Here is a 24471-nt window from a genome sequence, read left to right as displayed (position 1 = left end):
GGCTTGAATGCGCATAGTTTATGGAATTGTCATAGTTGCAGTGTGCGCAGGCATGTTCGCGGGCGTGCAGCTGTGGCGTGGCCCGGTATTGCCCGCATTAGAGGTTGAGCTGATGCCGCTTGAGCTTCGCATTGTGGCCAGCGGGGAGGTGCGTTATCAGTCACTGGCACACATTGGTAGCGAAATTACGGGCACGGTCACTGCACGCCATGTGCGAGAAGGAGACTGGGTCAGGAAGGGGGATTTGCTGATTGAGCTTGACCCTAAAGAGCTGCAATCACGTCTGGCCCAGGCGCAAACACTGCTGCAGCAATTACAAAAAATCAGTCGGCCACAGGCGCAAGCTGCCGTGGCTGAGGCTCGCGACAACCTGCTGCAAGCCAGCCGTGAAGCGAGGCGTCGGGAAGCTTTAGCTGAGAAAGGAACCATCTCCATCGAACTGGCTGAACAGGCACAGCGTCTTGAGCTCAATGCCAAAACCGCATTGACGCGCGCGCAGCTGGTATCAGATTCCCTTGCTGTTGATAGCACGGAGGAAAGGTTGCTGAAACAGCGAATTGAGAGTGCCGAAGCTGAGCTTGCCAAAACCCGCATCTATGCGCCTTTTTCCGGGCGCGTCCAGACCCGTAATGTTGAGCCAGGTGACCTGGTGCAACCGGGCAGGGTACTGCTGGAAATTGCCCGCAGCGAAGGTATGGGGCGCGATGGTACAGCCATGGATGGTCTTGAAGTGGTGGTCGCGCTTGATGAGAAGAACTTTGCTCCCGTGCAATTGAATCAGCCGGTACAACTGGTTGCTGATGCCTGGCCAGAACAGGCAGTGCCGGGCGTGGTGAGTTTTATTGCCCCGGCAGTTGATAGCGCTCGCGGAACTATTGATGTGCATATCAGTGTGCTTGCCGACGGCGGGAATGCACCCGGGGCTTTACTTCAGGGTATGACGGTCTCTGCAAATATTATCGCCGCAGAGCGTGAGCGTGCGCTGGTATTACCCAATGACTATCTGCAGTTTGATTCTGGCCGGCAGGCACAGGTTTTTCGCTGGCAGAATGGTGAAGTCAACGCCGTACAGGTGCAGCTGGGTCTGCGCAATATGACCCACAGTGAAGTTGTTTCCGGCCTGGCGGAGGGTGATGTGGTGGTTCAGGCGGACAGTCTGAGCAATGGCCAGCACGTCCGTGTTCGCTTCGAGCAGGCGCAGCATGTCATTCGTTAGCCGTCTTGGTCATTTGTGCAATTCACTGTGGATTGAGTGGCGGATTGCGCTGGGTTTTCTGGCGGATAACCCCTTGCAGACCCTATTGATCAGCGTAGCGATTTCAGTCGGTGCGGCGGTGATCGTGTTCATAACTGCATTGATGATGGGGTTGCAGGACAACATCATAGACAAGACTCTGGGCACGCAGGCGCACATTCGTATTGAGGCAACCCGGCAGGAAAATAACCTCTCAGCAATCCGGACTGGCCACTATGTCTGGGCGATTGAGAGTCCTCGCGCCCAGCGTTTGCAAACCATTAATAACTGGCAGGAAGTGCGTGATGCGCTGGATAAGCTTGCAGTATTGAATACCGTCTCGCCACTCATCTCAGGCCCAGCCTTTGCGCAGAAAGGCACGGCGCGAGCCTCTGTTGCGCTGATGGGCATTGATCCGGAGCGCTATGCCGGCATCATTGACCTGAACGCGTATCTGCGTGAAGGGCGCTTTAGTGTCGGAGCCAGTAACGTGCTGATTGGTAAGCAACTGGCTGAAGATCTGGGCTTGCGCCCCGGTGATAAACTGCGCCTGGATGCGGGTGATAACCGCCAGGCTGTCGTCGACGTGGCAGGAATCTTTGAATTGGGTGTGGGTGAACTGGACAGCCGCTATGTGTATACAGACATGAAACAGGCGCAAACCCTGCTCGACCTGCCCGGTGGTATCACGATTCTGGAATTGAAGATTGCAGATGTGTTCGCGGCTGAATACTGGGCGCAGCGTATTAATAGCTTAACCGGCCTGCATGTGCAGAGCTGGATGGAAAGTAACAGCCAGCTTCTTAATGCCCTGAGCTCACAAACCATGACAACACAGATGATACGCGTGTTTGTTGCTTTGTCCGTGATCTTTGGCATTGCCAGCGTGCTTGCGGTCAGTGTGGTGCAGCGTACCCGAGAGATCGGTATTTTGCGTGCCATGGGCAGTTCGCGGCAGCAGATTTTGCGGGTGTTCCTGTTGCAGGGTGGTTTGCTTGGCCTTGCCGGTTCGCTGCTGGGAGTGATTGTCGGCTATACGCTGGTGCAGGTGCTGAATAACTTTGGTGGACTCCTGTTTGTGATTCGGCTGGAGCCATCCATGCTGCTATCGGCGATTCTGATTGCGACAGTTGCAGGCGTTGTTGCTGCGATGGTGCCGGCGCGCCGTGCAGCGCGATATGATCCTGCTGTGGCCATTCGCTATGTCTAGGCCTCAGGTGTTAACCCAGGCAGCAGGCCAGCAGGTGGTGTTGCAGCTGGATAAGTTGAACAAGGTTTTTAACGCGGGTACACCGCTTGAAAATCATGTCCTGCACGATATCTCTATGCAGGTTCGCGCCGGTGAATTAGTTGCGCTGGTGGGTACGTCCGGTTCAGGTAAAAGTACGCTGCTGAATGTGGTTGGACTGCTGGATGAGTCTTCCTCGGGCGAATTGCGTATTCAGGGGCATTTGACTCAGGGTATGAGTGAGCAACAGCGCACGCAGTTGCGCAGCGAGTCGATTGGATTTGTGTTCCAGTTTCACCACCTGATCAGTGCGTTCAGCGTGCTGGACAATGTGCTTATGCCATTGATGCTGCGCTTTGGCAAACCGTCTGCAGAGCAGGTTGCCTACGGCGAGTATTTACTCAGTGAGGTCGGGCTCACGGACTATATGCGTCAGTCGACTAATCGTCTGTCAGGCGGACAACAGCAGCGGGTGGCGATAGCACGTGCTCTGGTGACCCGCCCGGCATTGATTCTGGCCGATGAGCCAACGGGCAATCTGGATACGCAAACCGCGGACGAGGTTTTTAGCCTCTTTGAACGGTTTAACGTTGAACATCAATGCGCGATCGTGATTGTCACCCACGACCTGCGCCTGAGTTCCCGCTGCCCACGGACAATTCGCCTGACCGACGGCCGCATTGTTTATGATGGCTCTTCAGCCGAAATAAACAATCTGACCGTGTAGCTGTAAGGCAGCTTACACCAGAGCCCCGTTAACGATGGCCCGTAATTCCTGACGGATCGCATAAGACGACGAAGGGATCAGCTGTGTCATGAAGATCATTACCATGTCTTCGGCCGGATCGATAAAAAAGTTGGTGCTCGCCAGGCCTCCCCAACCGTATTCGCCGGCAGATCCACAGGTCTGGGATTTGGCTACATCGGTCTTTACTGAAAAGCCCAGGCCAAAGCCTGTCCCGGCGTAGGGCGTCTCGCTGAAAGAGCCAACTGCAAGGGCTGGCAGATCCTGATTGTCGGGCAGGTGGTTGCTGCGCATGAATTCCAGAGTTTTGCGACCAATAATCCGCCGCCCCTGAAACTCTCCGCCATTGCACAGAGCCTGGGCAAAATGGAAATAATCATCAATGGTAGAGACCAGCCCGCCGCCACCTGAAAAAAACTTACCTTTGCGTCGGAAGTGAGACTTCTCCGGGTCGTCCTGAAGCCTGAACTGATCGCCGGGCTGATACTGGTAACAGGCTGCGAAACGGTCCAACTGATCGTCACGGACCTGGAAGCCTGTGTCGGGCATATTCAGGGGCTCAAAAATATGTTCACGCAGATACTCCTCAAATGGCTGGCCGGAAAGCAACTGGACCAGGTACCCGAGCACGTCCGTACTGACGGAATAGTTCCAGGCTGTGCCGGGAGAGAACTCAAGGGGTAGTTCCGCCAGTTGTTTCACCAGTGTTTCCAGCGTCAGGTTCCGGCTGCCATCAAGGCCCAGTTCCCGGTAGGCAGCATCAACGTTGGTCCGGTTCATAAACCCGTAGGTCAGGCCTGACATATGGGTGAACAGGTCACGAATGGTCATGGTGCTGGTTGCGGGTGTGGTCAGGAAATTGGGGTAAACACCGCTTTTATATACCCGCAGGTTTTTAAACGCCGGGATATATTTGTGTACCGGATCATCCAGCAAAAAGCGCCCTTGCTCATAAAGCTGCATCATGGCGATAGAGGTGACCGGTTTGGTCATGGAGTAAATACGGAAAATGGTATCCCTGCAGACCGGCTTGTTGCGCTCCACGTCCATCAGCCCCTGGGCTTTTACGTAGGCAATTTTTCCACGCCGCGCCACCAGTGTCAGCGTTCCGGGTAATTTTCCGGGCTGAATGTATTGACGGTCAATATGGTCTTCAACATTGAGAAGTCTGGCCGATACAAGGCCTTCGACCTGTTCAGGTTCCGTCATAAAGGAGGCGCCTTATTGTGTGGTTTTGAGTTTGTTGTGTCATTGTGGCTTGTTTTAACCCGTTGAACCACATCGGAATTTCTTTCATGACTTTGCAGAAATACAGGGTGGTTACGTTTTAAAACAAATTAGTAGGCTATTGATTATACGTAATTTTTGTGTGGGTTTTCCCGATATTTTTCATTGTTTTGCAAATCTGTCCGTCTGCATCTCTTTCTAAAATCAGAAGTCACTGTATATTAACAAAAATTCAGAAACTACCCGCCCACCGTCCGGACATGGACTCCATGTCCGGACGGTGGGCGGAGATATGGATTTTTCGGGACTTGTCTAAAATATATCAAGGAGTAGTCGAATGGAGCATTTTCTGGACGCATTTCGTAATTATGCAAACTTCAGCGGGCGAGCAACTCGCCAACAATATTGGATGTTTTTTCTTATCTATATTGTTATCTACGTAATTCTGAGCTGCGTTGATTTTGTGTTGGGGACATACTTTATTTCAGCAATTTTTTCTTTGGTAATGCTGGTTCCCAGTATTGCTTACGCTACCCGTCGACTACACGATACCAACCGCTCTGGCTGGTGGCAGCTGATTGTGCTTATTCCCTTGATCGGCATGATTGTTTTGATTGTCTTTCTTGCACTGAAGTCGAGTGACGAAACACGGTTTGGTGAGCCCGCATAGACCAGGCACCTTATCGTATGTGCTTTGGGGTGAATGCCCGGTCAGCCTGTAAATGGCGAAATATGGATTGCGGCATTCAACCCTTCTATTAACATCTGAACCCCTATGACTGCCAGAATCAGCCCCATCAGGCGCGTGACCATTCCCAGCCCGTTTTTGCCTACGTAAGCGAGTATTTTTGAGCTGTAAATAAAACAAAAGAAAGTAATAAAGCACAGCGCCAGAAATGTAAAAACCGTGATTACAATTTCCAGCCACCCACCTGTTGCCGAGTAATTCATAGCCGTTGCTATGGTTCCAGGCCCGGCAAGTAGAGGCACGGCGAGGGGCGATACTGCTATGTCTGTATCAAAACTCTCTTTGGCTGTATGTAATTTTGAATTTGCCCCCTGAAGCATGTGGTATCCGATAAGAAATACCAGAATGCCTCCGGTAATTCTCAGTGCGGGAAGACTGATTCCAAACAGATGGAAAATGGTTTTTCCCAAGACCGCAAACAATAAAATAACCAGAAATGTGATGATCAGAGATCTGGTTGCAATCTTTCGCTGCTCAATCTTATTGGTGTCGTTAGTCAAACCAAGAAAAACTGCCGTGTTTGCAACGGGATTCATAATTGCGAAAAAGGCCATAAAAACCGATAGCGCATGCTCGAGTAATGGATTCATGTTTTCCTTGTTTTCGTAGACTGACGCTGCGACAGAAATACCGCCCACAGCATACCAAACCACTGGTGATCGGGCTAAAGTGTGCGTCCGTAATGGTAAACTCGTAAATTCTCGTTCCCTGTTCAAACGACCCCCAGCAAAAGGAAGAAGTATGCCGGTACAAACACGTTCGCCACTCCGTGGAGGAAAATGGCCAGTCATTGCGGCCTGGTTTGGCGTAGCTCTTCTGGTTCTGGCAGGGTTGCTTATGGGGCTGGCAGGGCCTGCCTACAAGGCAGAATGGATAAGCCTGGGAACGTCTTTCGGGATGCTGCGCCAGGGCGCACAGGTAGCTCTGGGAGCGGCTGCACTGGGGCTGATTACAATGGTGGTTTCCGGACGGTCCCGCCGATGGCGTCCGGCCATTGTGGGTTTACTGGTTAGTGTGGCGGTGTTCTTTATGATCGCGGTGCCCATGGAAATGAAGCACAAGGCCCAGACTGTGCCACCCATACACGACATTACGACCGACGTGGAAACGCCGCCAGCCTTTACCTTGCTTGCTGCAGCCCGAAAGGAAGCGCCTAACGAGGTGGAATATCCGGGTGCAGAAACGGCACGCCTGCAACAGGCGGCTTACCCTCAGCTGAAATCCATTACCCTCGATGTATCACTGGCCAGTGCCATGGATTCGGCAAAAGCCCTCATTCAGGCGCGAGGGTGGGAGCTTGCAGGGGCCACTGCAAATACCCTTGAAGCCACAGCAACCACCAGCTGGTTCGGGTTTAAAGATGATGTAGTTATCCGCATGACTGAAACCGGTTCAGGGATACAGGTAGACATGCGTTCCGCATCGAGAGTAGGGAAGAGCGACCTGGGTGCGAACGCCGGGCGGATTCAGGCTTTTCTTGATGACCTGGCTTCCCGCTGAGTCCCCGAAAAGGCACGCTTATCCCTGCTGATAGAGCTCCGAGGTATCAGCGAATATCCGATAGTCGCTGACCAGGCCTTCTCTGAGTTTCAGAATGTTTGCAAAAGGCACCGTAAGGGTGGATCCATCCTTGCGGGTATACCTGACTGTACCCTGGCAGATGGAGCCATTTGTCACCTCCCAGGACTCCAGAAGGCTGTGAGACACAGCTTCGATTGAGGAGAAGAAACCTGCAACAAAATCGCGCACTGCCTCTTTGCCGCAAACGGGAGGCTGATTGCCGAAAGAGAAAGTGCAATCCTCTGTCAGAAAATCGGCGAAGGCGGTGGCATCCTGATTATCAATGGCCTGGAACAATTGGGAGAGCATGGTCTTAACGTACTCCTTGCAAAGTCGGTGTATGAATGTGGGTTTCTCCAGAGAGCCCGGCGGCCGGGAATGACAACGAGGCAAGAAGCCATTCCATGAACACCCGGGCTGAGTATTTCAAAGGTGAGTGAGCCTTATGAGCCAGATAATCCTGTTTGCCGCAGATGTAGCTAAACGAACCTACCCGCTTGAGGGCGCCAGAGCGGACATCGTCTTCCACCATAAAGTGCCAGCCAAGAGCGACACCAAGGCCCTGGCGAGCGGCTTCATAAGCCAGGGTAATCTGGTTGAAGGTCAGCGAATTCGGAGCCGGCTGGTACTCAACGCCAAAGCTATGAAACCATTCTTTCCAACCTATGCAGTCCCACTCAGTGGAATCCAGTCCGATCAGCGGCGCGAGTGTTAAATCCTCGGGGTGCCGGGGCTCCTCCACTGCCAGTTCAGGGTGGCATACCGGATATACAGATTCCTTGAACAGGGGCGTAGCTTCGAGGAAAGGCCAGCTGCCTTCGCCATAAAGTATGCCGAAGTCGTGCTCCGTCACCTTTGCGGCATTGATGGAATTGTCTGAACGGATACTGACGGTAATCTCCGGATGCACACGATTAAACGCTATGACGCGGGGGAAAAGCCAGTAGTGAGCCACCGCGTGAGTAGCTATTACAGTGACGGTATTGGCATCGTGATGCTGGCGGACTTCTTCAATACCCGTTGAAAGCTGAAGCAGGGCGGGCTGAACCGCCTTGAGCAGCTCCATTCCTGCCGCAGTCAGTTCCACGCCCCGCGCATGTCGTCTGAACAGAGGCGTTTTGGTGTGTTCTTCCAGTGTTTTGATTTGCTTGCTGACCGCACTCTGCCCCAGGTTGAGCTCTTCCGCAGCTGCGGTGAAACTCCCGTTCCGGGCAACGGATTCGAAGGCAGAAATCGAGTGAATGGGCGGGAGCCGTTTCAGTTTTTTCATAGATCCAGAGTGTCTGATTCAGGGGCTGAAGACTATTGTGCTTAACACCGCCCGAAAATAACAGTCATGCCGCAGTGGAATACCTTGAGTCGGATACATCGCTAGTTGCAAGGCATTGTCCGCTCTAGAGTAGGTGACTCAATTTACGTATGTCACAGGGGCGTTTGATGATTCGTACAGGGGTTTTATTCGGGGCAGCAGCGGGTGCTTTCTGGGGCCTGGTTTTTTTGAGCCCTCTGATCCTGACGTCATTCTCGGCACTGGAAATTGCCGCAGGCCGGTTTCTGGTTTTCGGCGTGGCATCTGCATTGCTTATCGCGCCGTCGTTTCGCTCAATCAGCCGAACACTCTCTCTGCGGGATGCAGGCCTGTTGTTATTGCTTGGTGCGTTCGGGAATGTGGTTTTTTTCGCCCTGTTGGCCGGATCCATTCAACAGGTGGGTATAGGCCCCGCTTCACTGGTGGTAGGTATGGCGCCCGTTGTGGTTACGCTGCTGGGGCGGTCTGACAAAGACAGTCTGCCGCTCTCGGCGCTTGCCGGGCCGCTTCTGATCATCGTGCTCGGGATTGTCTTCATCAACGTGGATGCGTTACGAGCGGGTGGTGGACAGTCCCAGTCTACAAGCCAGTCTCTGACCGGCTTGCTAATGGCGTTCGGCGCACTTGCCAGCTGGAGTATCTATACCGTGCTGAACGCCCGTGCTTTGAAGTGCCGTCCTGATATGTCGAGTGGGAGTTGGTGCTATCTGACAGGGGTCAGTGCCGGTGTCTGGGCTCTGGGGCTTGCCGCATTCATTTGGTTAAACGGTTCACCTTCAACTCCAGCTGCAGTTGTAGCGGATGATAAGGACTGGACCCTGTTCTGGGCCGTCAGCATCGGCATCGGAGTGGGGGGCTCAGTGATCGCAAACCTGTTCTGGAATGCCGCATCGAGGCGCTTGCCACTGTCATTGACGGGCCAGGTATTCGTATTCGAACCGGTGTTTGCCTTGCTCTATGGTTTTGCCTACAGCAGCCGGCTGCCGAGGCCTGTAGAAGCGGTTGCGATTGTATTGCTGGTGTCTGGTGTGCTCTGGGCCATGAAAGCGTATGCCCGGAAAGCTCAATACTCCTGAAGCGATGGGCACGCTGAAGGGGTGGTTTACGCATCAGGGCTGCTTAATCTGATGCGATGCAGAACCTGATAAGGGCCTTGAACGTCTCTGGTTTCGTATTGTGCGAACACGATTTCGGTAGCCATGAAGCTGATATCGTATGAACGGATCTCAGCGATCTTTTCAACGATGTCGGCCGGGTTATAGGCCTGGTTATAAAAACCGAGGGTGACGTGCGGGGTGTACCCACTTGCGTTGTCTGCTTCAGCAATACTACCCAGGCACTCGCGTATGTGATCCAGGTTTCCCAAAGGATCCCGAATCTGAAGGTAAGGGCAGACAGCAAAGCTGTTGCAGCCGGATAGCTGCAAGGGAAAAGCTCTGAAAGAGCGTTTTTTTAGCTGCTCAACCTGCCTCGCTACCGAATCCCGGGGGAGATGATTATCCGCAAGCAGCCCTGCTGGCGCCAGGGTGATATGGGGCTGACGCGCATAGCCCCCATGCAATTCATCCGACAGGTGCTCCTGATACATCTCTATTTTGTTCAGGCAGGCGGGGTTTGACACTTCGACTGCCCAGAATCCGAAATACGGGGTTCCTTTATGCCACTCGCGGAAATCTCTCAGCTCAGCGGGATAGGTAGCATCGAGATCCAGAAAGTCAGAAAACATGGCAATCCCTACAAATATAGTGCTGCTGTAACCCGGTTGTCACTCAACCTCTGCGCCCCTGAACAGTTCTGAGGCAGCTCCATTAGAGCCTATAGGTTTGCCGTGAGCAAAAGGTATCACTGGCAAAACGATGTGTTAACTCTGATTTAACCCTGATTTAACCGTGGCCTTGTTATTTTGCTCTGCAGTAGAGGTGTATCTGTGTTCGCCTGTCTGTAAATCGTGCGAATACTCTGTTGTCTGAAGCCTCGTCTTTCATCACTCATCAAGGAACGTTCTGCCATGAAATTCTCACGCTGCATCGGAGGACTCGTGCTTTTAACGGCTTTTCTCAGTGGTTGCCAACAAGAGAGCAGCCCAGCGATAAGTGCACAGGTCCCTTCTGTCTCCTACATCAAGGTCGCCACAGCTACGCACCAGATTGATGCAAAAATGCAGGCTCGTGTTGTCGCGTCGCAGATAGCGGAAGTACGTCCTCAGGTCAGCGGAATTGTTCAGGAGCGCCTGTTTGAGGAGGGCAGCATTGTTGAAGAAGGGCAGTTGCTATACCAGATCGATCCTGCAACTTTTCAGGCGGCCTACAATGAAGCCAAAGCGAATTTGAATAGCGCTCAGGCTTCGCTTGAAACAGCAAAACTGAAAGACGACCGGTATGCAAAGCTGATTAAGGTTGAAGGAATTTCCCAGCAGGATGCTGACGATGCCCATGCTGCTTATTTAGAGGCAAAGGCCAATATAGAAAAATATACAGCCGCCCTGGAAACAGCCTCGATCAATCTTGAATATACCAGAGTTAAAGCGCCTATATCCGGGCATATAGGAATCTCCAGTGTCACCAAAGGCGCTTTGGTTACAGCGCAACAATCCTCTGCACTGGCGACTATCCAAACCCTGAACCCAATCTATGTTGATATGACTCAAAGAAGTTCCGAGCTGTTGAAACTGCGCCAGCTGATAAATGAAAAAGCGGTCAGCCAGGGCTCGGCTGCTGTCAGACTTACTCTGGAAGATGGCAGTGAATACGATCACGAAGGCCGATTAAAAGTACAAGAGGTATCCGTAGATGCGTCAACCGGCTCTGTCACTCTACGGGCCGAGTTTCCGAACCCTGATGGTTTATTGCTACCTGGAATGTTTGTACGTACCCAGGTAAATGAAGCAGTCAACGAGGGCGCCATTGTGGTTCCCCAGCAAGGCATTCACCGGGCTGCCGATGGTCAGGCTTACGCTTATGTAATTGATGATAGTAACCGGGTAGAGAAGCGCATAGTGGAAACCAGTGCTGCCGTCGAAAACAAATGGGTTATCACCAGTGGCTTGTCTTTGAATGACAGGCTCCTGGTGGAAGGCTCTGACAAAGTCCGCGCTGGTAGTGAAGTAACCCCCATTCTGGTGGAAATGAATAGCTCTGGCGCAATGGTCACAGTGACAGAGCCCCAAAGTGATGAGCCATTCTCCCAGGGAGGGGTATAACTTATGTTTTCCCGCTTCTTTATTGACCGGCCTGTTTTTGCATGGGTAATTTCAATCGTTATCATGCTGACTGGTATTGCGTCCATTATGTCGCTACCCGTCGCTCAATACCCCAGTGTTGCTCCCCCCGTTATCAGTGTGAAAACCACCTATACCGGAGCTGATGCGGAAACCGTTGAAAACAGTGTCACCCAGATACTGGAGCAGCAGCTGACTGGCCTTGATGGGTTGTTGTATTTTTCATCATCCAGTACTGCTGATGGCAGTGCGGAGATCAATATTACCTTTGAAGAAGGTACTGACCCTGATTACGCTCAGGTCCAGGTGCAGAATAAGGTTCAGCAGATCAACTCGCGTCTTCCTGACTCTGTTCAGTCTCAAGGTGTGACTGTAACCAAGTCGAACTCAGACTTCCTGTTGGTTACCGCGCTTTATGACTCCACCGACCAGGCGAACGCATTTGATATTGCTGATTACATTTCCTCTAACATGTCAGACAGCATAGCGCGTATAGAGGGCGTCGGTGATGTGCGTGTATTTGGCGCAAAATACGCGATGCGGATCTGGCTGGATCCAACAAAACTGGCCGCATATGAGTTAATGCCTTCTGACATTATCAGCGCCTTGTCTGCGCAGAACGTCCAGGTACCTGCGGGTAAGATAGGTGCAATGCCCGCATTAGCCAATCAGGAACTCAATGCCACAGTTACTGCACAATCGATGATGTCCACACCGGAAGAGTTCCGCAACATCATCATCAAATACAATGCATCAGGTGCAAATGTTCTCTTGAGTGATCTCGCCCGGGTTGAGATCGGCAGTGAAAGTTACGATGTGATTCCCCGCTTAAACGGCCATCCTGCGTCAGGGATTGCTGTTATGTTGTCCCCCGGCGCTAACGCCCTTGATACGGCTACCCGTGTAAAAGATAAAGTAGCTGAATTAGAGCAGAGTCTGCCTGACGGTTACGAAGTTACCTTCCCGCGGGACAGTACCGCTTTCATTAAAATATCCATCAGTGAAGTGGTACAAACCCTCGCTGAGGCGATCGTACTGGTTGTGCTTGTAATGTGGCTGTTCTTACAGAACTGGCGGGCAACCTTGATTCCTGCTATCGCTGTACCTGTCGTTTTATTAGGTACCTTTGGTGTCTTGTCAGCCTTTGGCTTTTCAATTAATACCCTGACAATGTTTGGTATTGTCCTGTCCATTGGGTTGCTCGTGGATGATGCCATTGTAGTGGTAGAAAACGTCGAACGTTTAATGCGAGAGAAGAACCTCTCACCGCGGGATGCCACTATAGAATCCATGTCAGAGATCAGTAGTGCGCTGGTCGGTATTGCAGTCGTATTATCAGCGGTCTTTTTACCCATGGCCTTTTTTGGCGGATCTACCGGGGTTATCTATAAGCAGTTCTCCATCGCCATTGTTTCCTCCATGACCTTGTCGGTTATTGTGGCCCTTACTCTTAGCCCAACCTTATGCGCCAGTCTGCTAACAAAAACTGAACACAGCAGTAACGGCAAAGGTTTTTTTGCTGGTTTTAACCGTGCATTTGATCGTATGACCGCCTCCTACACCGGTCATGTGCAAGGTATCATCACTCGTAAAATACGTTGGGTTCTGGTGTACGGCGTGATTGTTGTGATATTGGGCGTACTCATTGTACGTTTACCAACCAGCTTTTTACCGCAGGAAGACCAGGGCAGTACCATGTTCCAGGTCAGTCTGCCGGCTGGTGCATCGATTAAACGCACCCGGGCCGTAGGCGAACAGATTGAAGAATATCTTGCAGAAGAGGAAGCCGACATAGTTATCCGTGCCTTCTCTATTTCCGGTTTTAATTTCTCAGGTAGCGGCCAGAATGCCGGCATGGGTTTCGTGTCACTTAAACCCTGGGATGAGCGTACCGAGGATGATCAAAGTGCTGATGCTCTGATTCAGAGGATGAATAAAAACCTGTCATCCATTCGTGATGCCAATGTTTTTGCCATGTCGCAACCGGTGATACGAGGGCTGGGCCAGAGTGATGGTTTTACCTTTGAGCTGCAGGCTGCCGCCGGTACAACTCGTGCAGAATTAACGGCATTAAAAAATGAACTACTGGTACAAGCACGGCAAAGCAGTTTGCTGACGGCAATCCGGGAGGGAGCTCTCAGCGAAACGCCTCAACTCAAAATTGATATAGACAGCGGCAAGGCAACGTCGCTGGGGTTATCTCTGTCTGATGTGGCAGATACCTTAACCTCTGCCTGGGCTGGCTCCTATGTGAATGACTTTATTAATAATGGCCGGGTCAAAAAAGTCTATATTGAGAGTGATGCCCAGTATCGCTCAAAGCCTGAAGATCTCAACGAATGGCATGTCCGCGGTCAGAATGTTGATGGCGAAACAACAATGACGCCGTTTTCCGCCTTCAGTACAGCCTCGTGGTCAAGTTCGCCTCAAAGTCTGTCGCGCTTCAACGGTATTTCTTCCTATGAGATCCAGGGAGCAGCCGCCAGTGGCGTCAGCTCTGGTCAGGCGATGGCGGAAATGGAGCGTCTGGCTGAAGAGATCGGGCAGGGTAAGTTAAGTTATGCGTGGAGTGGTCTGTCCTATCAGGAGAAACTCTCCAGCGGCCAATCGACGATGCTGTACGCGATCTCTATTCTGGTGGTTTTCCTTGCGCTGGCAGCCCTGTATGAAAGCTGGTCTGTACCGCTATCGGTTATTCTGGTTATCCCACTTGGCCTGGTGGGTGCAGCTTTGGCCACCACTATGCGAGGGCTGGAAAACGATATTTACTTCCAGGTTGCGTTATTAACCACCATAGGTCTGGCAGCCAAAAATGCCATTCTGATTGTGGAGTTCGCGGAAACATCCTACCAACGGGGCATGTCTTTAATAGACGCGGCAATACAGGCAGCCAGACTCCGTTTACGCCCGATTCTTATGACCTCACTGGCATTCATATTTGGCACCTTGCCCCTGGCTATGTCATCTGGTGCCGGCGCCAATAGTCGTATATCCATTGGTACCGGTATTGTCGGCGGCACATTTACAGCCACTCTGTTAGGAATTTTCTTTGTACCCTTGTTCTTTGTCCTGGTCCGTAGCCTTTTCCCGAAAAGACGGCCGGTATACGCCGATGATGCAAGCAAAGGGGAAAATGGCCATGATTAAAACAACCGCTAGAACAGTGCGTAAATTCAGACTACTGCCGCTCGCGGGAGCAGTATTGCTCGCGGGTTGCAGTTCATTGGCTCCGGACTACACCCGTCCGGAACTGCCCGTCCCCAATGAATGGCAGAATCAACCGGTTGAAGGTTCCCACGGCTTATCGACACAACAAGCTGCCGAGGTGCCGTGGCAGGACTTTATCAAGGATACCCGTTTAACCCGGATAATTGAGCTGGCTCTGAGCAACAACCGAAGCCTGCGCCAAACCCTTGCTGATGTTGAAGCTGCCCGGGCTACTTACCGTATCCAACGGGCTGACCTGTTACCTCAAATTGATGCGGGGCTGAACGGAACGCGCAGCAGATCGTCGGGAAGAACAAGCTCATCTTATGAAGCGGAGGTGGGGTTAAGCAGTTACGAAATTGACTTATTCGGGAAAAACCGAAGTCTGAGCGATGCCCAGATGGAAGCATATTTAGCCAGTGCAGAAACCGCAAAAGCAGCACAGATTGCACTTGTCAGTGAGATCGCCAATGCCTGGCTAACCCTGGCTGCTGATAAAAGCACTTTGAGTTTAGCCCGGGAAACTCAAAGCAATGCTCAGAACGCCATGGATATTACCCGGCAGCGTTTAACCTTTGGCGTCGATTCCCGGATCGATCTGGCCAACGCTGAAACCATATATCACAGTGCCCGCTCAGATATTGCCCTGTACACAACACAGGTGAATCAGGATCTTAATGCCTTGCACCTGCTGGTTGGTTCGCAGTTTGATGGCAGCCTGCTTCCCAATGCGCTACCTGATAGCACATCCCTGGTGGCCGATGTCCCCGCGGGCTTGTCATCCACTCTACTGCTGCAGCGCCCGGATGTGCTGGCCGCAGAGCATAGCCTGAAATCTGCCAATGCCAATATAGGGGCTGCCCGGGCGGCATTTTTTCCTTCATTGTCATTAACCACAACCGGTGGTCTCGCCAGCTCAGTATTAGCTGATATTTTCAGCGGTGGTGCCAGCAGCATCTGGACTATTGCTCCAGGTTTGACCCTGCCAATCTTTGATAACGGTGCCAATGATGCCGGCCTCGCTTACAGCGAAGCGCAGCAACGTAAACAACTTGCGGCATACGAGTATGCCGTTCAGACTGCCTTTTCTGAGGTAGCTGACGCACTAGCACGCAGAGCGACGATACAAGAACAGCTCGATGCAGAGGCAGCTCTGGTAGCGGCGGCAAACCGCAGTTACCAATTATCCCGGGCGCTCTATAAGAATGGTGTGGATAGCTTTCAAAGCACACTGGAAGCACAGCGAACACTGTATAGCGCACAACAATCGCTGATTACGACCCGGCAAGCAGATCTTGATAACCGTATCACGCTATACAGGGTGTTAGGTGGCGGGATAGCTGATCCTGAGTCAGAACAGGATGCAGGTTGAGGCTTCATCTGTTTCAGGGTAATAAAGTCAGTAGGGATAAAGGAAGAGCAACTGAATGATGAATGTACTATTGGTTGAGGATGATATTGACCTCGCTACCACCATTGTTGACTATCTCGAAATCGAATCGATTGACTGTGATCATGCCAGTAATGGACTGATGGGGCTGAACCTGGTTCAGCGCAACCATTATCAAATGATCATACTCGATATTAACATGCCCAAAATGGACGGCTTGACCCTTTGCAGTACACTGCGTGAAAAAGGCATGGATATACCTATACTCATGCTGACGGCCCGCGATAGTCTGGAAAATAAACTACAGGGTTTTGAAGCCGGTAGTGACGACTATCTCGTTAAGCCTTTTTCGATAAAAGAGTTGGTGGCACGGGTAAATGTACTTGCAAAGCGTCGTAGCGGTGAAGTAAAACGATTGATTATGGGTGGTTTGACCCTGGATTTGGCCCAGCACACTTGCCAGATAAAAAATAAAATTTTAAAAGTTTCTCCCATAGCATTTAAATTGTTGGAAGTATTGGTGCGTGCAAGCCCGCAAGCGGTGAGCCGGCAACAGATTATGCAGGCAGTATGGGGTGGTGAACAACCTGATAGTAATAGCCTGAAAGTTCATATTTATCATATTAGAAAGCAGCTTGATGCCGAAGGCTGCAATGTTGTACTGGATACGGTTCCAGGTTTTGGTTTTGCGTTAAGAGAGAGTGGTGAGGGAGAGTCATAGTGGAAATCAGGCCAAGCCTCAGGCTATTCTCTTTTATAAGTATAGTGTTGCTTGGCTCGGTTATGGCGGTCGGGTTCTCCTTGTTAAGCGTTAATTATTATATCAGCGGTCTTGATAAAGGCTTGAAAGGAGTGATGTTCGATATTGCCAGAACAACTGATGTGGCAGACGGGCAGTCGGTTGATGTCATTGGTTTTAATGTTGCCAGGCGTTGGGAGGATACTCCTGAAATTATTCAGAAGCGCTTTGGGTCGCCACCAGAAGAGGTCAATCAGCTCCAGAAATTAAAGGACCAGTCTTCAATTTTTTCCATTCCTGAAAATATCTATTTCGTGGTATTAGCCGATATGCCTGAGGGCGGGAGAAAGTTTGTCTCAAGGATCATGCTGGAAAGGGACAGGGTTGAGCTCCCGGGGGACACTCCTCCCAAGAACCGCCTGTATTGGGCGCTTTTTAGTGCACTGCTGGCCATATCAGTATTTTCGTTCATCTTGTTCATGATCATGCAAAAGATCGCCAAGCCTGTCGAGTCATTAAAAAACTGGGCAAAATCAATGGATCAGGACAATATACAAAGCTCTCCACCTGATTTCAGTTACAGCGAACTGAATGTTTTGGCCTCGATGATCCAGAGTAGCTTAATCTCCGCACACCGAAGCCTGGAGCGTGAGCAGGATTTTTTAAGTTACGCCAGCCATGAACTGCGCACTCCTATTTCGGTGATTCGTAGCAATGTTGATCTGCTCCAGCGTCTCAGCGAAAAATGCCCTCTCAGTGAGAAACAGCAACTCACGTTGCAGCGTATTCAACGGGCAGGCTTAACAATGAGCGACTTGACCGAAACCTTACTCTGGCTTAGCCGTGGTGATGAACAGGATATGGAGCCTGAGCCGATAAATCTGCATGAGAAGGTTAACTTTTTGTGCGATGAGCTCAATTATTTGCTTAATAATAAAGATGTCGATGTTGATATTGATGTGGAGTCCTTTCAGATTAATGTAAGGGCAACCGCCTGTCATATAGTTTTAAGTAACCTTATTAGAAATGCATATCAACATACACAGCATGGTCAGGTAAAAGTAATACAGTCTGGCAGTCGCGTTACTATTATTAATAGCAAACGTAAAATTGATTCATCATTGTTTGAAACAGGCTCAAAAATCAAAAAAGTGGCAATGGGTTACGGTTTGGGTTTACAGTTGAGTGAAAAAATCATTAAACGTCACGGCTGGTTTTATGAGATAGCGGATGAACAAGGGCACTATCAGGTCACTGTCGACTTTTGCGATAGTAATCACGCGGACCCAGGCAAGGATTTCCCCCGATCCGGCGGGCATGCTTCGACAATTCCGGAAGAGGAGTAAATCGATAAATGGGACAGACACAACAATAGTTGCATCTGCTCCATGACTGGCCTTAAATCAGGCTAACAAAAAACAAAGGTGAATCCGGTGCCGGAAGATTCAGTTTTCATAGGAAAAGGCAGTTCCGTTCAGAGCCTGCTGCTAAAACGAGCCAATCGTCATGGCCTTATCGCCGGAGCAACCGGTACCGGCAAAACGGTCACCCTGCAGATTCTTGCGGAAGGATTTTCTGCTCAGGGTGTGCCGGTGTTCATGGCTGATGTTAAAGGCGATTTGTCTGGCATATCCCAGCCAGGCACGACCAAGCCTTTTCTTACCAAACGTGCAGCGCAGGTTGGCCTGGAACCCTACGATTTCACTGGTTTTCCCACGGTATTCTGGGATGTGTTTGGTAAAAAAGGCCATCCCATGCGGGCCACTGTTTCGGATATGGGCCCGCTTCTACTGTCCCGCCTGCTTGAACTCAACGACACTCAGGAAGGCGTTCTCAACATAGCCTTCAAGCTCTCGGACGATCACGGCATGGCCTTGCTGGATCTGAAAGACCTGCGAGCATTAATGACCTTTGTCTCCGAACAGTCAAAGGAACTCACAGCTTTATATGGCAACGTCAGTAAAGCATCCGTAGGCGCTATACAGCGTCGCTTGTTGCAGCTTGAGCAGCAGGGCGGTGATCAGTTTTTTGGTGAACCGGCCCTGGAACTTGCCGATCTGATGCGTTGCGATGCCGCCGGCCGCGGGCACATTAACTTGCTGGCGGCTGATCAGCTAATCGAACGGCCGCAGCTATATGCCACCATTCTGCTCTGGCTCCTGGCCGAGCTGTTTGAAGAATTGCCCGAAGTCGGAGACCCCGAAAAACCCAGGCTGGTGTTCTTTTTCGATGAAGCCCACCTGCTGTTTGAAGATGCTCCGAAAGCTCTGCTGCAAAAAGTTGAACAGGTAGTGCGGTTGATTCGGTCCAAAGGGGTAGGGGTCTATTTTGTTTCACAAAACCCAACAGACATTCCCGACAAAATACTTGGCCAGCTCGGCAACCGGGTGCAGCATGCTTTAAGAGCATTTACCTCCCGCGATCAGAAAGCCGTTCGTGCTGCGGCCTCTACCTTCCGCCAAAACCCCGGCCTTGATACCGAAAAAGTCATAACGGAACTCGGAGTTGGTGAAGCCCTGGTTTCCACACTCGATGCGAAAGGCACGCCATCCATCGTTGACCGAACGCTTATACGGCCACCGTCTTCGCGTATAGGGCCAGCTACGGCCCAGGAACGTAAAAGTATTCTCAGCCAGAGTGAGTTTGGCCCCCGTTATGATCAGGTTGTTGACCGTGAATCTGCCTATGAAAAACTACAAAAACGGGCAGAGCAGGCCGCCAGAGAAGCTGAACAGGCAACTCTTGATAAAAACAGGGTTTATAAAGCCCCGGCCAGAAAAAGCAGAAAAACCGCATCAGCTCGACGTTCCTCACGCCAGGGGGTTTTTGAAACCATGGCAAAAAGCGTGGCGCGTACAATGGGCAGGGAAGTAACCCGGAGTCTCTTGCGGGGTGTGCTTGGGTCTTTGTTCAAAGGGCGTTAAGCTGCCCGGCAGCATGTTTTACAAGGGTTATTGGTAGGTTTGCCCTTCGTGCTTAAGCCATCCGCCCACATGTCGTCCCTTGGGGTCATGATGTGTCCAGTGCAGAACGCCGCCTTTGGCATTCCATTCGTACTGACCAAAATACTGCACTCTGTCGCCTTTGTTCAGATTACTTATTCTTGGCGCCAGGTCGATGTTGTGGGCGACTAACACCGTCTGGCCAGACGGTAGCCGCAGAATAAACCTTTGATGACGGCTGCCCTTGTTGTCATCACGGAGAATATGGCTGACTTCTGCTGACCCGTGGACCTGTATACCGCTTAACTGGTTTTTATAGGCGTCCGCAAGCGTCTGGTCGCTCTGTACAGTCTCTTCAGCAAATGAAGAGACTGTATCCGGGTTATTCTGGAGATATCCGAAGATGCCAGCGACAACAAGAAATGCAATAAGCAGGTTTTTCATAGTGTGACTGAACTCTTCAGGTGTGCCCGAAAGCTGTGACTTGCCGGGTAACTATTGTGCACCCAGTTCCTGACATCTGCTGCCAGGGCTGGTGCTGTTTCCGGGTTACTTACTGACCATTTCCTGGTCAGGATGTCGCGGCAATTACAGAGATTTCTACCAGCAACTCCGGAGACGCCATTTGTGCCTGCACACAGGCTCTTGCAGGGGCTTCCCCGTCAGGTACCCAGTTATCCCATACCTCGTTCAAGGCCTGGAAATCAGCCATATCGGCGAGGTAGATGGTTGCGGACAGAATTTTGTCGCGTCCGGAACCGATGCTCTCCAACAGTTCGTCCACTTTCTCCAGCATCCCGGTTACCTGGGTATGAATGTCACCGGTCCTTTCTTTGGCAACCTGACCGCAAAGGTAAGCAACGCCGTTGTGCTTTACGATCCTGCTCATGCGGTTATTCGTGGAAATACGCTCTATAGTCATTGCTGTCGCCTGATTGGGAAATGTAATGAATGTACTGCCGGAAGCATAATAAACGTTGGGAAAACATGAATCGAGGCCGGCAGGCCTCCTATTTTATGGAATCCTTTTTGCACTGGGCGATGGCGTAATCCCGCATCTTTTCTGGCTCCATCCGCGCCATGTAAGAGACCATCACCATGCCGCGTATCTTATCCGTTGTCAGGCCGGACTCTGGTTGACCGTACATTTTGAGCAGGCTGCTGGTTGCAGTATCTTTGTCCTCACCGGCAATTCGCATGCGGGACGCTTCCTCTGCCACCTCACCAAGCTTCAGACATCGTTCTTCATCCGTCATATCAGCAGAGAATGCCGGGCAAGAGAGCAGTAGCAGACTGGCAAAGATTCCTGAATATCGCATTGAATTTCCCTCCGGGTATGAGTCCAGATTTATTGGCTGCGTCCAACCTCAGTGACCCAAAAAGTTCGTATTCCTGTCACAGCCAATGTTAACTGTTATTCCTCGACAGCCATATTGTCGCGCTGGATAAAGTTTACTGTCTGCGCGCTGCCAGAGCTTCCCGGGTCTGTCCTGAATACGAATGGTGCTTCGCCGCCACCGACGGAAAGGTTGCCGATGGCGCGCCACAGTGCAGTGACCTCTTTGGTAACACCAATATCGTTTTCAAAGGTGACCCGTATTGCGCTTTCAGCGCGTTCAACAGTGTTCTCACGCAGATGTATTTGTGAGCCGTAATGCCCCCACAATTCAATGCCAACAGCGAACAGCGGGTCATCGCCAAGCCGGGAGTAACGCAGCTCATTCCCGCTGACGAGAACGCGTTGTGCATTGCCAATCAAAATACCCTGATTACCCCGTGTCGCTGCCCCGGGCAGTGATAGTGTGATGTGGTTGTCGCATATTGCCACTGCGCGGCTGAAGTCTGGTGGTGCTGATGCCTCAGCGCTATGGCTGACCGCAACGCGAATGCCTTCGTGCACTCGCTCAAAGCTGTTGCCGCTGATGCTTACTTCATCGAGACGACGACCACCACAGATTATACCTTTGGCGGCTACGCCTGCCGTTCTCGCAACGAGGTTTCCAATCAGTTTTTCCGCGAAATCGAACCGGGCACGAAACGTAGGGTCGATCGCAAGCCGGCGCGCTGTTTCTCTCACCACCTGGCTGAGCACGCTCGGGGAGTTGACGGTTTTGGTTGGCACTGCACCAATGAGCTGGTTCCATTGCGCCTGGTTCAGTTCTGAGTTGAACGAGACCCGGTGCTCGCGCACGCTGAGTGATATCCTGCGGCCTGTATTGCCGGGCGATGCTACAGAAACTTCAATGGGTTGCTCGCCGAGAATGATGCGGCGTGCCGCCTCAGGCTTCAGTTCCGGCTCAAGTGATGCCAGCTTCACCGCGTTGCGTATGCGCTCATAGCTTGGTGCATGTGATGGGTTGGCTGCAATATCGTCTGCAACGCGCCCAAGATAAACCGCGAATGCCTCGTTGTCTTTCAGCTCTGCCTCGACGGGTGGGTTTTTCGCTACAGCCATTCGCCAGTCGCGCTCATCGATTGTCGAGTCAATGTAGGCGGTGAACATGCCCGCAGAGACTTGAACTCCTTTCTCGGGCCTGCCTTGCGGCTGGCCAGTGTCGGCGACCATATTCGATACAAGTCGATTCAGGATGCCATCGAGCAGGGCCGGGTTGATAATATTATTGCCGTCAGAGTCGGTTGCTGGTGGTACCTCTCCCTGGCCAGTGACACGGTTGTGACTGATGTTGACGATTCCGGCATCGGTGATCAGTACTCCTGTCTGACCATTTCCCACGAGAAATTCGCTGTCACTGATCTGCACTCGCGGTGTTACGGTTGTGGCAGTGCCACCCTGAACCTCGCGGACAGTAAGGCAGGCCCGGTCATTGCGGTCTGAGGCGCCAGTAAGAATATGCACGCCCTGTACCGTGACCTCGCCGCAGGCCTGTGCCGTCAGTACACCGTTGATATCGGCAATCGGTGATTGGGGATCACTGGCCTTGGGGGCTGCAAATGCGAGGTCGCTGACTTTCAGGCTGGCGCAGTTTGCAAACAGCAATGCGCACTCAGGGCCTTCTGTAAGGATGCGGCTGCCAGCACCTGCACCGGATAGTACGATATGCCCGAGATTGCGCAGTTCAATTCGGGTGTCTGTACGGTAGATACCGCGCCGGAAGCAGATATGCGCATGCTCACCCGGGGTAAGGCCCAGTAATACCGCACGCCAGTCACTCTCCGGCGACAGCACATAAGTGGCACATCCCGACGCGTGGTTTTGGCATAATCGCTCGATAGCGGCCTGCACCGTACGATCACCGGCCAGTGGTGGACAATTGGCAGGGTCGAAAGACACCTCTGAAGCGCGCGACAGACGAGCACTGAACTGGTGTGTGAGGTGGCGTGGGTCAGCGCCGGGGCTTTGCAATTGTGCTTCGACCGTTTGAACCAGGGTGGTTGAATCGAGCAGGAAATCGACCTGGGCGTGGCCGTTGCTGTCAGTGAACATCACGAACTCTGAGGCACCGCCCGTCAACTGGCCATTGCCTGCAGTAACGCGAAATCGCACGCGGGCATTCGGTACCGGATAAGCGCCGCGCGCGACACCGACTTGCAGCGGTTGCGGCAGCTGCAGCAGCGCTGCGGCATTGGCTGGATCGGGCAACACGTGTTGCGCATCACCACTCAGCACGTCCAGTGTCATCAGTGCATTGGCCCAGGGGAACAGAGGGCGGCAGTCCGCGACAGGGCTCCAGTCCTCGCCCGAAAAGTCCATGATTGCCAGTCGTGCGAAGCGATGCTCAGTGCCAAATCTTTTACGTGCCTGTGGCACGCCGCCAGTCTGTGGCCAAAGCACGCCAATACCTGAGCGGGCCGGGATCATCCAATAGTCGCCGGTGTTGTAGGTACCTGCACCGAATTCCACTTCAACGCCATTTTCCAGCGCCAGAAACGCGCCGGAGGTCAGCGACAGTGCACCAGCGCTGTCCCAGGCGCGAATTTTGGGGTTGTCGCCGAATGTTGCGAGATCAAGGGACCCGGTAGCGGTGGCGGCGTCTATATGCAACACATCACCTGCTACCAGATCAACGCGTACCAGGGTGCCCGGCAGGCCGGCCAGCTCAAGTGTGTCACTGGTTAACTCAATAGTGCCCCCGTTACGAAAACCGATATGCGCATCGAACCCGGTGGTGGACACCGTCAGCTCGTTGCCGTTGCGCGCCAGCCAACGCGCCACGAATGCTGCGCTATCCCGTGACCACTTCCAGGTGGCGGCGCCATCGCTGCCGGCATCGTGGACTTCAACGTAATAATGGTGATGGTCAAGGCTCTGGTAGCCTGCGGTCTCGGGCAGAACGCAAAGGTTGGTGGCTGCCGGTTCAGCGCGAGCCCGTGCGGCCAATGTGCCATCGGGTGGTGTGATCAGCCTGCTCCAGGCTGGTGTGGATGTTTCGCAATGCACCTCACTCGAAGTATCACCAAGGCGCAGGGCGCGCACACGCCAGGCGGTTTTAAGGCGAGTGGTGGTGTCGGGCCCACTCGCTCCAAGAGCAGGTTCTTTCAGGGACGGGTCTTCAACCGCCGTAATGTGATAATCCCAGGTCTCCAGAAAGAACACATAGCGGCCAGAAGCCGGATCCTCTATCGGTGTGCCGTCGGTATCAAGAAAAGGATAAACGCCAGCCAGATAGGGCTGGTCCGCCAGTAGAGTTGCCTGACCGAGCTCAACGAACTGTCCCTGCACGTAGAAGTGCCCGGCACCGATACGCAAGGCACCGTCATCAAGTTCGATAGAAAAACCGGCGTTTTCGATTGGTGCACCCGCCGGCCCAATCAGATCGCTGCGAGTCGTGCGGTCGAGGTAGCTATGAATAGCCTGTTGCTCGTTCCAGTCCGCATCCACGTCGACCCGGCCCTGCTGTCGAAGTACCTGAGTAAATCCCTTGGTGGGATCAAATGTGTAACGTGAGAAGTCGCCCTTCATAGCT

21 protein-coding genes are annotated in these 24471 nt (G+C 52.2%); 12 read left to right on the top strand and 9 right to left on the bottom strand.

Features of this window, described 5'->3' with window-relative positions:
- Positions 1-7 precede the first annotated feature (7 nt).
- From CPA50_RS09440 to CPA50_RS09430, 3 genes are read left to right on the top strand one after another with little or no spacing between them, the layout of a single operon-like run.
- On the top strand, positions 8-1216 hold the full coding sequence (locus CPA50_RS09440; protein WP_096782130.1) for an efflux RND transporter periplasmic adaptor subunit: 1209 nt from the start codon (positions 8-10) through the stop codon (positions 1214-1216).
- Positions 1203-2444 (top strand): ABC transporter permease, encoded by a 1242-nt coding sequence (locus CPA50_RS09435; RefSeq protein WP_096782129.1) that lies wholly within the window; start codon positions 1203-1205, stop codon positions 2442-2444. Before CPA50_RS09440 ends, CPA50_RS09435 begins: the two co-directional genes overlap by 14 nt.
- Positions 2437-3189, top strand: coding sequence for an ABC transporter ATP-binding protein (locus tag CPA50_RS09430; RefSeq protein ID WP_096782407.1), 753 nt, complete (start codon positions 2437-2439; stop codon positions 3187-3189). Before CPA50_RS09435 ends, CPA50_RS09430 begins: the two co-directional genes overlap by 8 nt.
- A 12-nt stretch (positions 3190-3201) precedes the next feature.
- On the opposite strand, the gene CPA50_RS09425 is transcribed toward CPA50_RS09430, so the two are convergent.
- Positions 3202-4416 (bottom strand): serine hydrolase domain-containing protein, encoded by a 1215-nt coding sequence (locus tag CPA50_RS09425; RefSeq protein WP_096782128.1) that lies wholly within the window; start codon positions 4414-4416, stop codon positions 3202-3204.
- A 355-nt stretch (positions 4417-4771) separates the two neighbouring features.
- Here CPA50_RS09425 and CPA50_RS09420 point away from each other — a divergent pair, with 355 nt between their 5' ends.
- The gene (locus tag CPA50_RS09420; protein WP_096782127.1) at positions 4772-5104 is read left to right on the top strand and encodes a DUF805 domain-containing protein; all 333 of its coding nucleotides are present in this window, start codon (positions 4772-4774) and stop codon (positions 5102-5104) included.
- Between the two features lie 41 nt (positions 5105-5145).
- On the opposite strand, the gene CPA50_RS09415 is transcribed toward CPA50_RS09420, so the two are convergent.
- Positions 5146-5772, bottom strand: a complete 627-nt coding sequence (locus CPA50_RS09415) for a MarC family protein (RefSeq protein WP_096782126.1) — start codon at positions 5770-5772, stop codon at positions 5146-5148.
- Positions 5773-5923: 151 nt separating this feature from the next.
- Between CPA50_RS09415 and CPA50_RS09410 the strand changes: the two genes are divergently transcribed.
- The gene (locus CPA50_RS09410; RefSeq protein WP_096782125.1) at positions 5924-6682 is read left to right on the top strand and encodes a DUF1499 domain-containing protein; all 759 of its coding nucleotides are present in this window, start codon (positions 5924-5926) and stop codon (positions 6680-6682) included.
- Positions 6683-6700: 18 nt separating this feature from the next.
- Here CPA50_RS09410 and CPA50_RS09405 read toward each other — a convergent pair whose 3' ends face one another.
- Both CPA50_RS09405 and CPA50_RS09400 read right to left on the bottom strand, forming a co-directional pair.
- On the bottom strand, positions 6701-7051 hold the full coding sequence (locus CPA50_RS09405; protein ID WP_096782124.1) for a nuclear transport factor 2 family protein: 351 nt from the start codon (positions 7049-7051) through the stop codon (positions 6701-6703).
- Positions 7052-7055: 4 nt separating this feature from the next.
- Positions 7056-8012: a LysR substrate-binding domain-containing protein gene (locus tag CPA50_RS09400; RefSeq protein WP_096782123.1), complete on the bottom strand. Its 957-nt coding sequence runs from the start codon at positions 8010-8012 to the stop codon at positions 7056-7058.
- 167 nt (positions 8013-8179) lie between these two features.
- Here CPA50_RS09400 and CPA50_RS09395 point away from each other — a divergent pair, with 167 nt between their 5' ends.
- On the top strand, positions 8180-9127 hold the full coding sequence (locus CPA50_RS09395; protein ID WP_179397177.1) for a DMT family transporter: 948 nt from the start codon (positions 8180-8182) through the stop codon (positions 9125-9127).
- A gap of 26 nt (positions 9128-9153) precedes the next feature.
- Here the strand turns inward: CPA50_RS09395 and CPA50_RS09390 are convergent, their stop codons facing one another.
- Positions 9154-9777: a 2'-5' RNA ligase family protein gene (locus CPA50_RS09390; RefSeq protein WP_096782121.1), complete on the bottom strand. Its 624-nt coding sequence runs from the start codon at positions 9775-9777 to the stop codon at positions 9154-9156.
- Between the two features lie 282 nt (positions 9778-10059).
- Here CPA50_RS09390 and CPA50_RS09385 point away from each other — a divergent pair, with 282 nt between their 5' ends.
- The 6 genes from CPA50_RS09385 (at position 10060) to CPA50_RS09360 (ending at position 19528) form a co-directional block, all read left to right on the top strand.
- Positions 10060-11250 carry an efflux RND transporter periplasmic adaptor subunit gene (locus tag CPA50_RS09385; RefSeq protein WP_096782120.1) on the top strand — a complete coding sequence of 397 codons (1191 nt, stop codon included), beginning with the start codon at positions 10060-10062 and terminating at the stop codon, positions 11248-11250.
- A gap of 3 nt (positions 11251-11253) precedes the next feature.
- Positions 11254-14415 (top strand): efflux RND transporter permease subunit, encoded by a 3162-nt coding sequence (locus CPA50_RS09380; RefSeq protein WP_096782119.1) that lies wholly within the window; start codon positions 11254-11256, stop codon positions 14413-14415.
- Positions 14408-15847, top strand: a complete 1440-nt coding sequence (locus CPA50_RS09375) for an efflux transporter outer membrane subunit (RefSeq protein WP_096782118.1) — start codon at positions 14408-14410, stop codon at positions 15845-15847. Before CPA50_RS09380 ends, CPA50_RS09375 begins: the two co-directional genes overlap by 8 nt.
- 55 nt (positions 15848-15902) lie before the next feature.
- The gene (locus tag CPA50_RS09370) at positions 15903-16586 is read left to right on the top strand and encodes a response regulator transcription factor (RefSeq protein ID WP_096782117.1); all 684 of its coding nucleotides are present in this window, start codon (positions 15903-15905) and stop codon (positions 16584-16586) included.
- Positions 16586-17950: a sensor histidine kinase gene (locus CPA50_RS09365; protein WP_193825468.1), complete on the top strand. Its 1365-nt coding sequence runs from the start codon at positions 16586-16588 to the stop codon at positions 17948-17950. The genes CPA50_RS09370 and CPA50_RS09365 overlap by 1 nt, the downstream gene beginning before the upstream one ends.
- Positions 17951-18037: 87 nt before the next feature.
- A complete protein-coding gene (locus tag CPA50_RS09360) occupies positions 18038-19528 on the top strand; it encodes a helicase HerA-like domain-containing protein (protein ID WP_096782116.1) in 1491 nt (496 codons plus the stop codon).
- A 27-nt stretch (positions 19529-19555) separates the two neighbouring features.
- Here CPA50_RS09360 and CPA50_RS09355 read toward each other — a convergent pair whose 3' ends face one another.
- From CPA50_RS09355 to CPA50_RS09340, 4 genes are all read right to left on the bottom strand, one after another.
- Complete coding sequence (locus tag CPA50_RS09355; protein WP_096782115.1) at positions 19556-19990, bottom strand: DUF3465 domain-containing protein; 435 nt, start codon at positions 19988-19990, stop codon at positions 19556-19558.
- A 127-nt stretch (positions 19991-20117) separates the two neighbouring features.
- Positions 20118-20468, bottom strand: coding sequence for a RidA family protein (locus CPA50_RS09350; protein WP_096782114.1), 351 nt, complete (start codon positions 20466-20468; stop codon positions 20118-20120).
- Between the two features lie 88 nt (positions 20469-20556).
- Positions 20557-20865: a hypothetical protein gene (locus tag CPA50_RS09345; protein WP_096782113.1), complete on the bottom strand. Its 309-nt coding sequence runs from the start codon at positions 20863-20865 to the stop codon at positions 20557-20559.
- A gap of 95 nt (positions 20866-20960) precedes the next feature.
- Positions 20961-24467 carry a DUF6519 domain-containing protein gene (locus CPA50_RS09340; protein WP_096782112.1) on the bottom strand — a complete coding sequence of 1169 codons (3507 nt, stop codon included), beginning with the start codon at positions 24465-24467 and terminating at the stop codon, positions 20961-20963.
- Between the last annotated feature and the right edge of the window lie 4 nt (positions 24468-24471).

This window comes from Marinobacter sp. ANT_B65 (assembly GCF_002407605.1).
Taxonomy (GTDB): domain Bacteria; phylum Pseudomonadota; class Gammaproteobacteria; order Pseudomonadales; family Oleiphilaceae; genus Marinobacter.
Note: the sequence above shows the minus strand (reverse complement) of the source record. Positions and strands in the feature narration are given on the sequence as shown.

What these genes read in the sequence shown, in the direction of transcription:
- CPA50_RS09345 (WP_096782113.1), bottom strand. Translation starts at nt 20,865, where the DNA reads ATGCGATATTCAGGAATCTTTGCCAGTCTGCTACTGCTCTCTTGCCCG.
- CPA50_RS09415 (WP_096782126.1), bottom strand. Translation starts at nt 5,772, where the DNA reads ATGAATCCATTACTCGAGCATGCGCTATCGGTTTTTATGGCCTTTTTC.
- CPA50_RS09390 (WP_096782121.1), bottom strand. Translation starts at nt 9,777, where the DNA reads ATGTTTTCTGACTTTCTGGATCTCGATGCTACCTATCCCGCTGAGCTG.
- CPA50_RS09395 (WP_179397177.1), top strand. Translation starts at nt 8,180, where the DNA reads ATGATTCGTACAGGGGTTTTATTCGGGGCAGCAGCGGGTGCTTTCTGG.
- CPA50_RS09440 (WP_096782130.1), top strand. Translation starts at nt 8, where the DNA reads ATGCGCATAGTTTATGGAATTGTCATAGTTGCAGTGTGCGCAGGCATG.
- CPA50_RS09405 (WP_096782124.1), bottom strand. Translation starts at nt 7,051, where the DNA reads ATGCTCTCCCAATTGTTCCAGGCCATTGATAATCAGGATGCCACCGCC.
- CPA50_RS09350 (WP_096782114.1), bottom strand. Translation starts at nt 20,468, where the DNA reads ATGACTATAGAGCGTATTTCCACGAATAACCGCATGAGCAGGATCGTA.
- CPA50_RS09400 (WP_096782123.1), bottom strand. Translation starts at nt 8,012, where the DNA reads ATGAAAAAACTGAAACGGCTCCCGCCCATTCACTCGATTTCTGCCTTC.
- CPA50_RS09385 (WP_096782120.1), top strand. Translation starts at nt 10,060, where the DNA reads ATGAAATTCTCACGCTGCATCGGAGGACTCGTGCTTTTAACGGCTTTT.
- CPA50_RS09425 (WP_096782128.1), bottom strand. Translation starts at nt 4,416, where the DNA reads ATGACGGAACCTGAACAGGTCGAAGGCCTTGTATCGGCCAGACTTCTC.
- CPA50_RS09355 (WP_096782115.1), bottom strand. Translation starts at nt 19,990, where the DNA reads ATGAAAAACCTGCTTATTGCATTTCTTGTTGTCGCTGGCATCTTCGGA.
- CPA50_RS09410 (WP_096782125.1), top strand. Translation starts at nt 5,924, where the DNA reads ATGCCGGTACAAACACGTTCGCCACTCCGTGGAGGAAAATGGCCAGTC.
- CPA50_RS09370 (WP_096782117.1), top strand. Translation starts at nt 15,903, where the DNA reads ATGATGAATGTACTATTGGTTGAGGATGATATTGACCTCGCTACCACC.
- CPA50_RS09420 (WP_096782127.1), top strand. Translation starts at nt 4,772, where the DNA reads ATGGAGCATTTTCTGGACGCATTTCGTAATTATGCAAACTTCAGCGGG.
- CPA50_RS09430 (WP_096782407.1), top strand. Translation starts at nt 2,437, where the DNA reads ATGTCTAGGCCTCAGGTGTTAACCCAGGCAGCAGGCCAGCAGGTGGTG.
- CPA50_RS09380 (WP_096782119.1), top strand. Translation starts at nt 11,254, where the DNA reads ATGTTTTCCCGCTTCTTTATTGACCGGCCTGTTTTTGCATGGGTAATT.
- CPA50_RS09340 (WP_096782112.1), bottom strand. Translation starts at nt 24,467, where the DNA reads ATGAAGGGCGACTTCTCACGTTACACATTTGATCCCACCAAGGGATTT.
- CPA50_RS09375 (WP_096782118.1), top strand. Translation starts at nt 14,408, where the DNA reads ATGATTAAAACAACCGCTAGAACAGTGCGTAAATTCAGACTACTGCCG.
- CPA50_RS09435 (WP_096782129.1), top strand. Translation starts at nt 1,203, where the DNA reads ATGTCATTCGTTAGCCGTCTTGGTCATTTGTGCAATTCACTGTGGATT.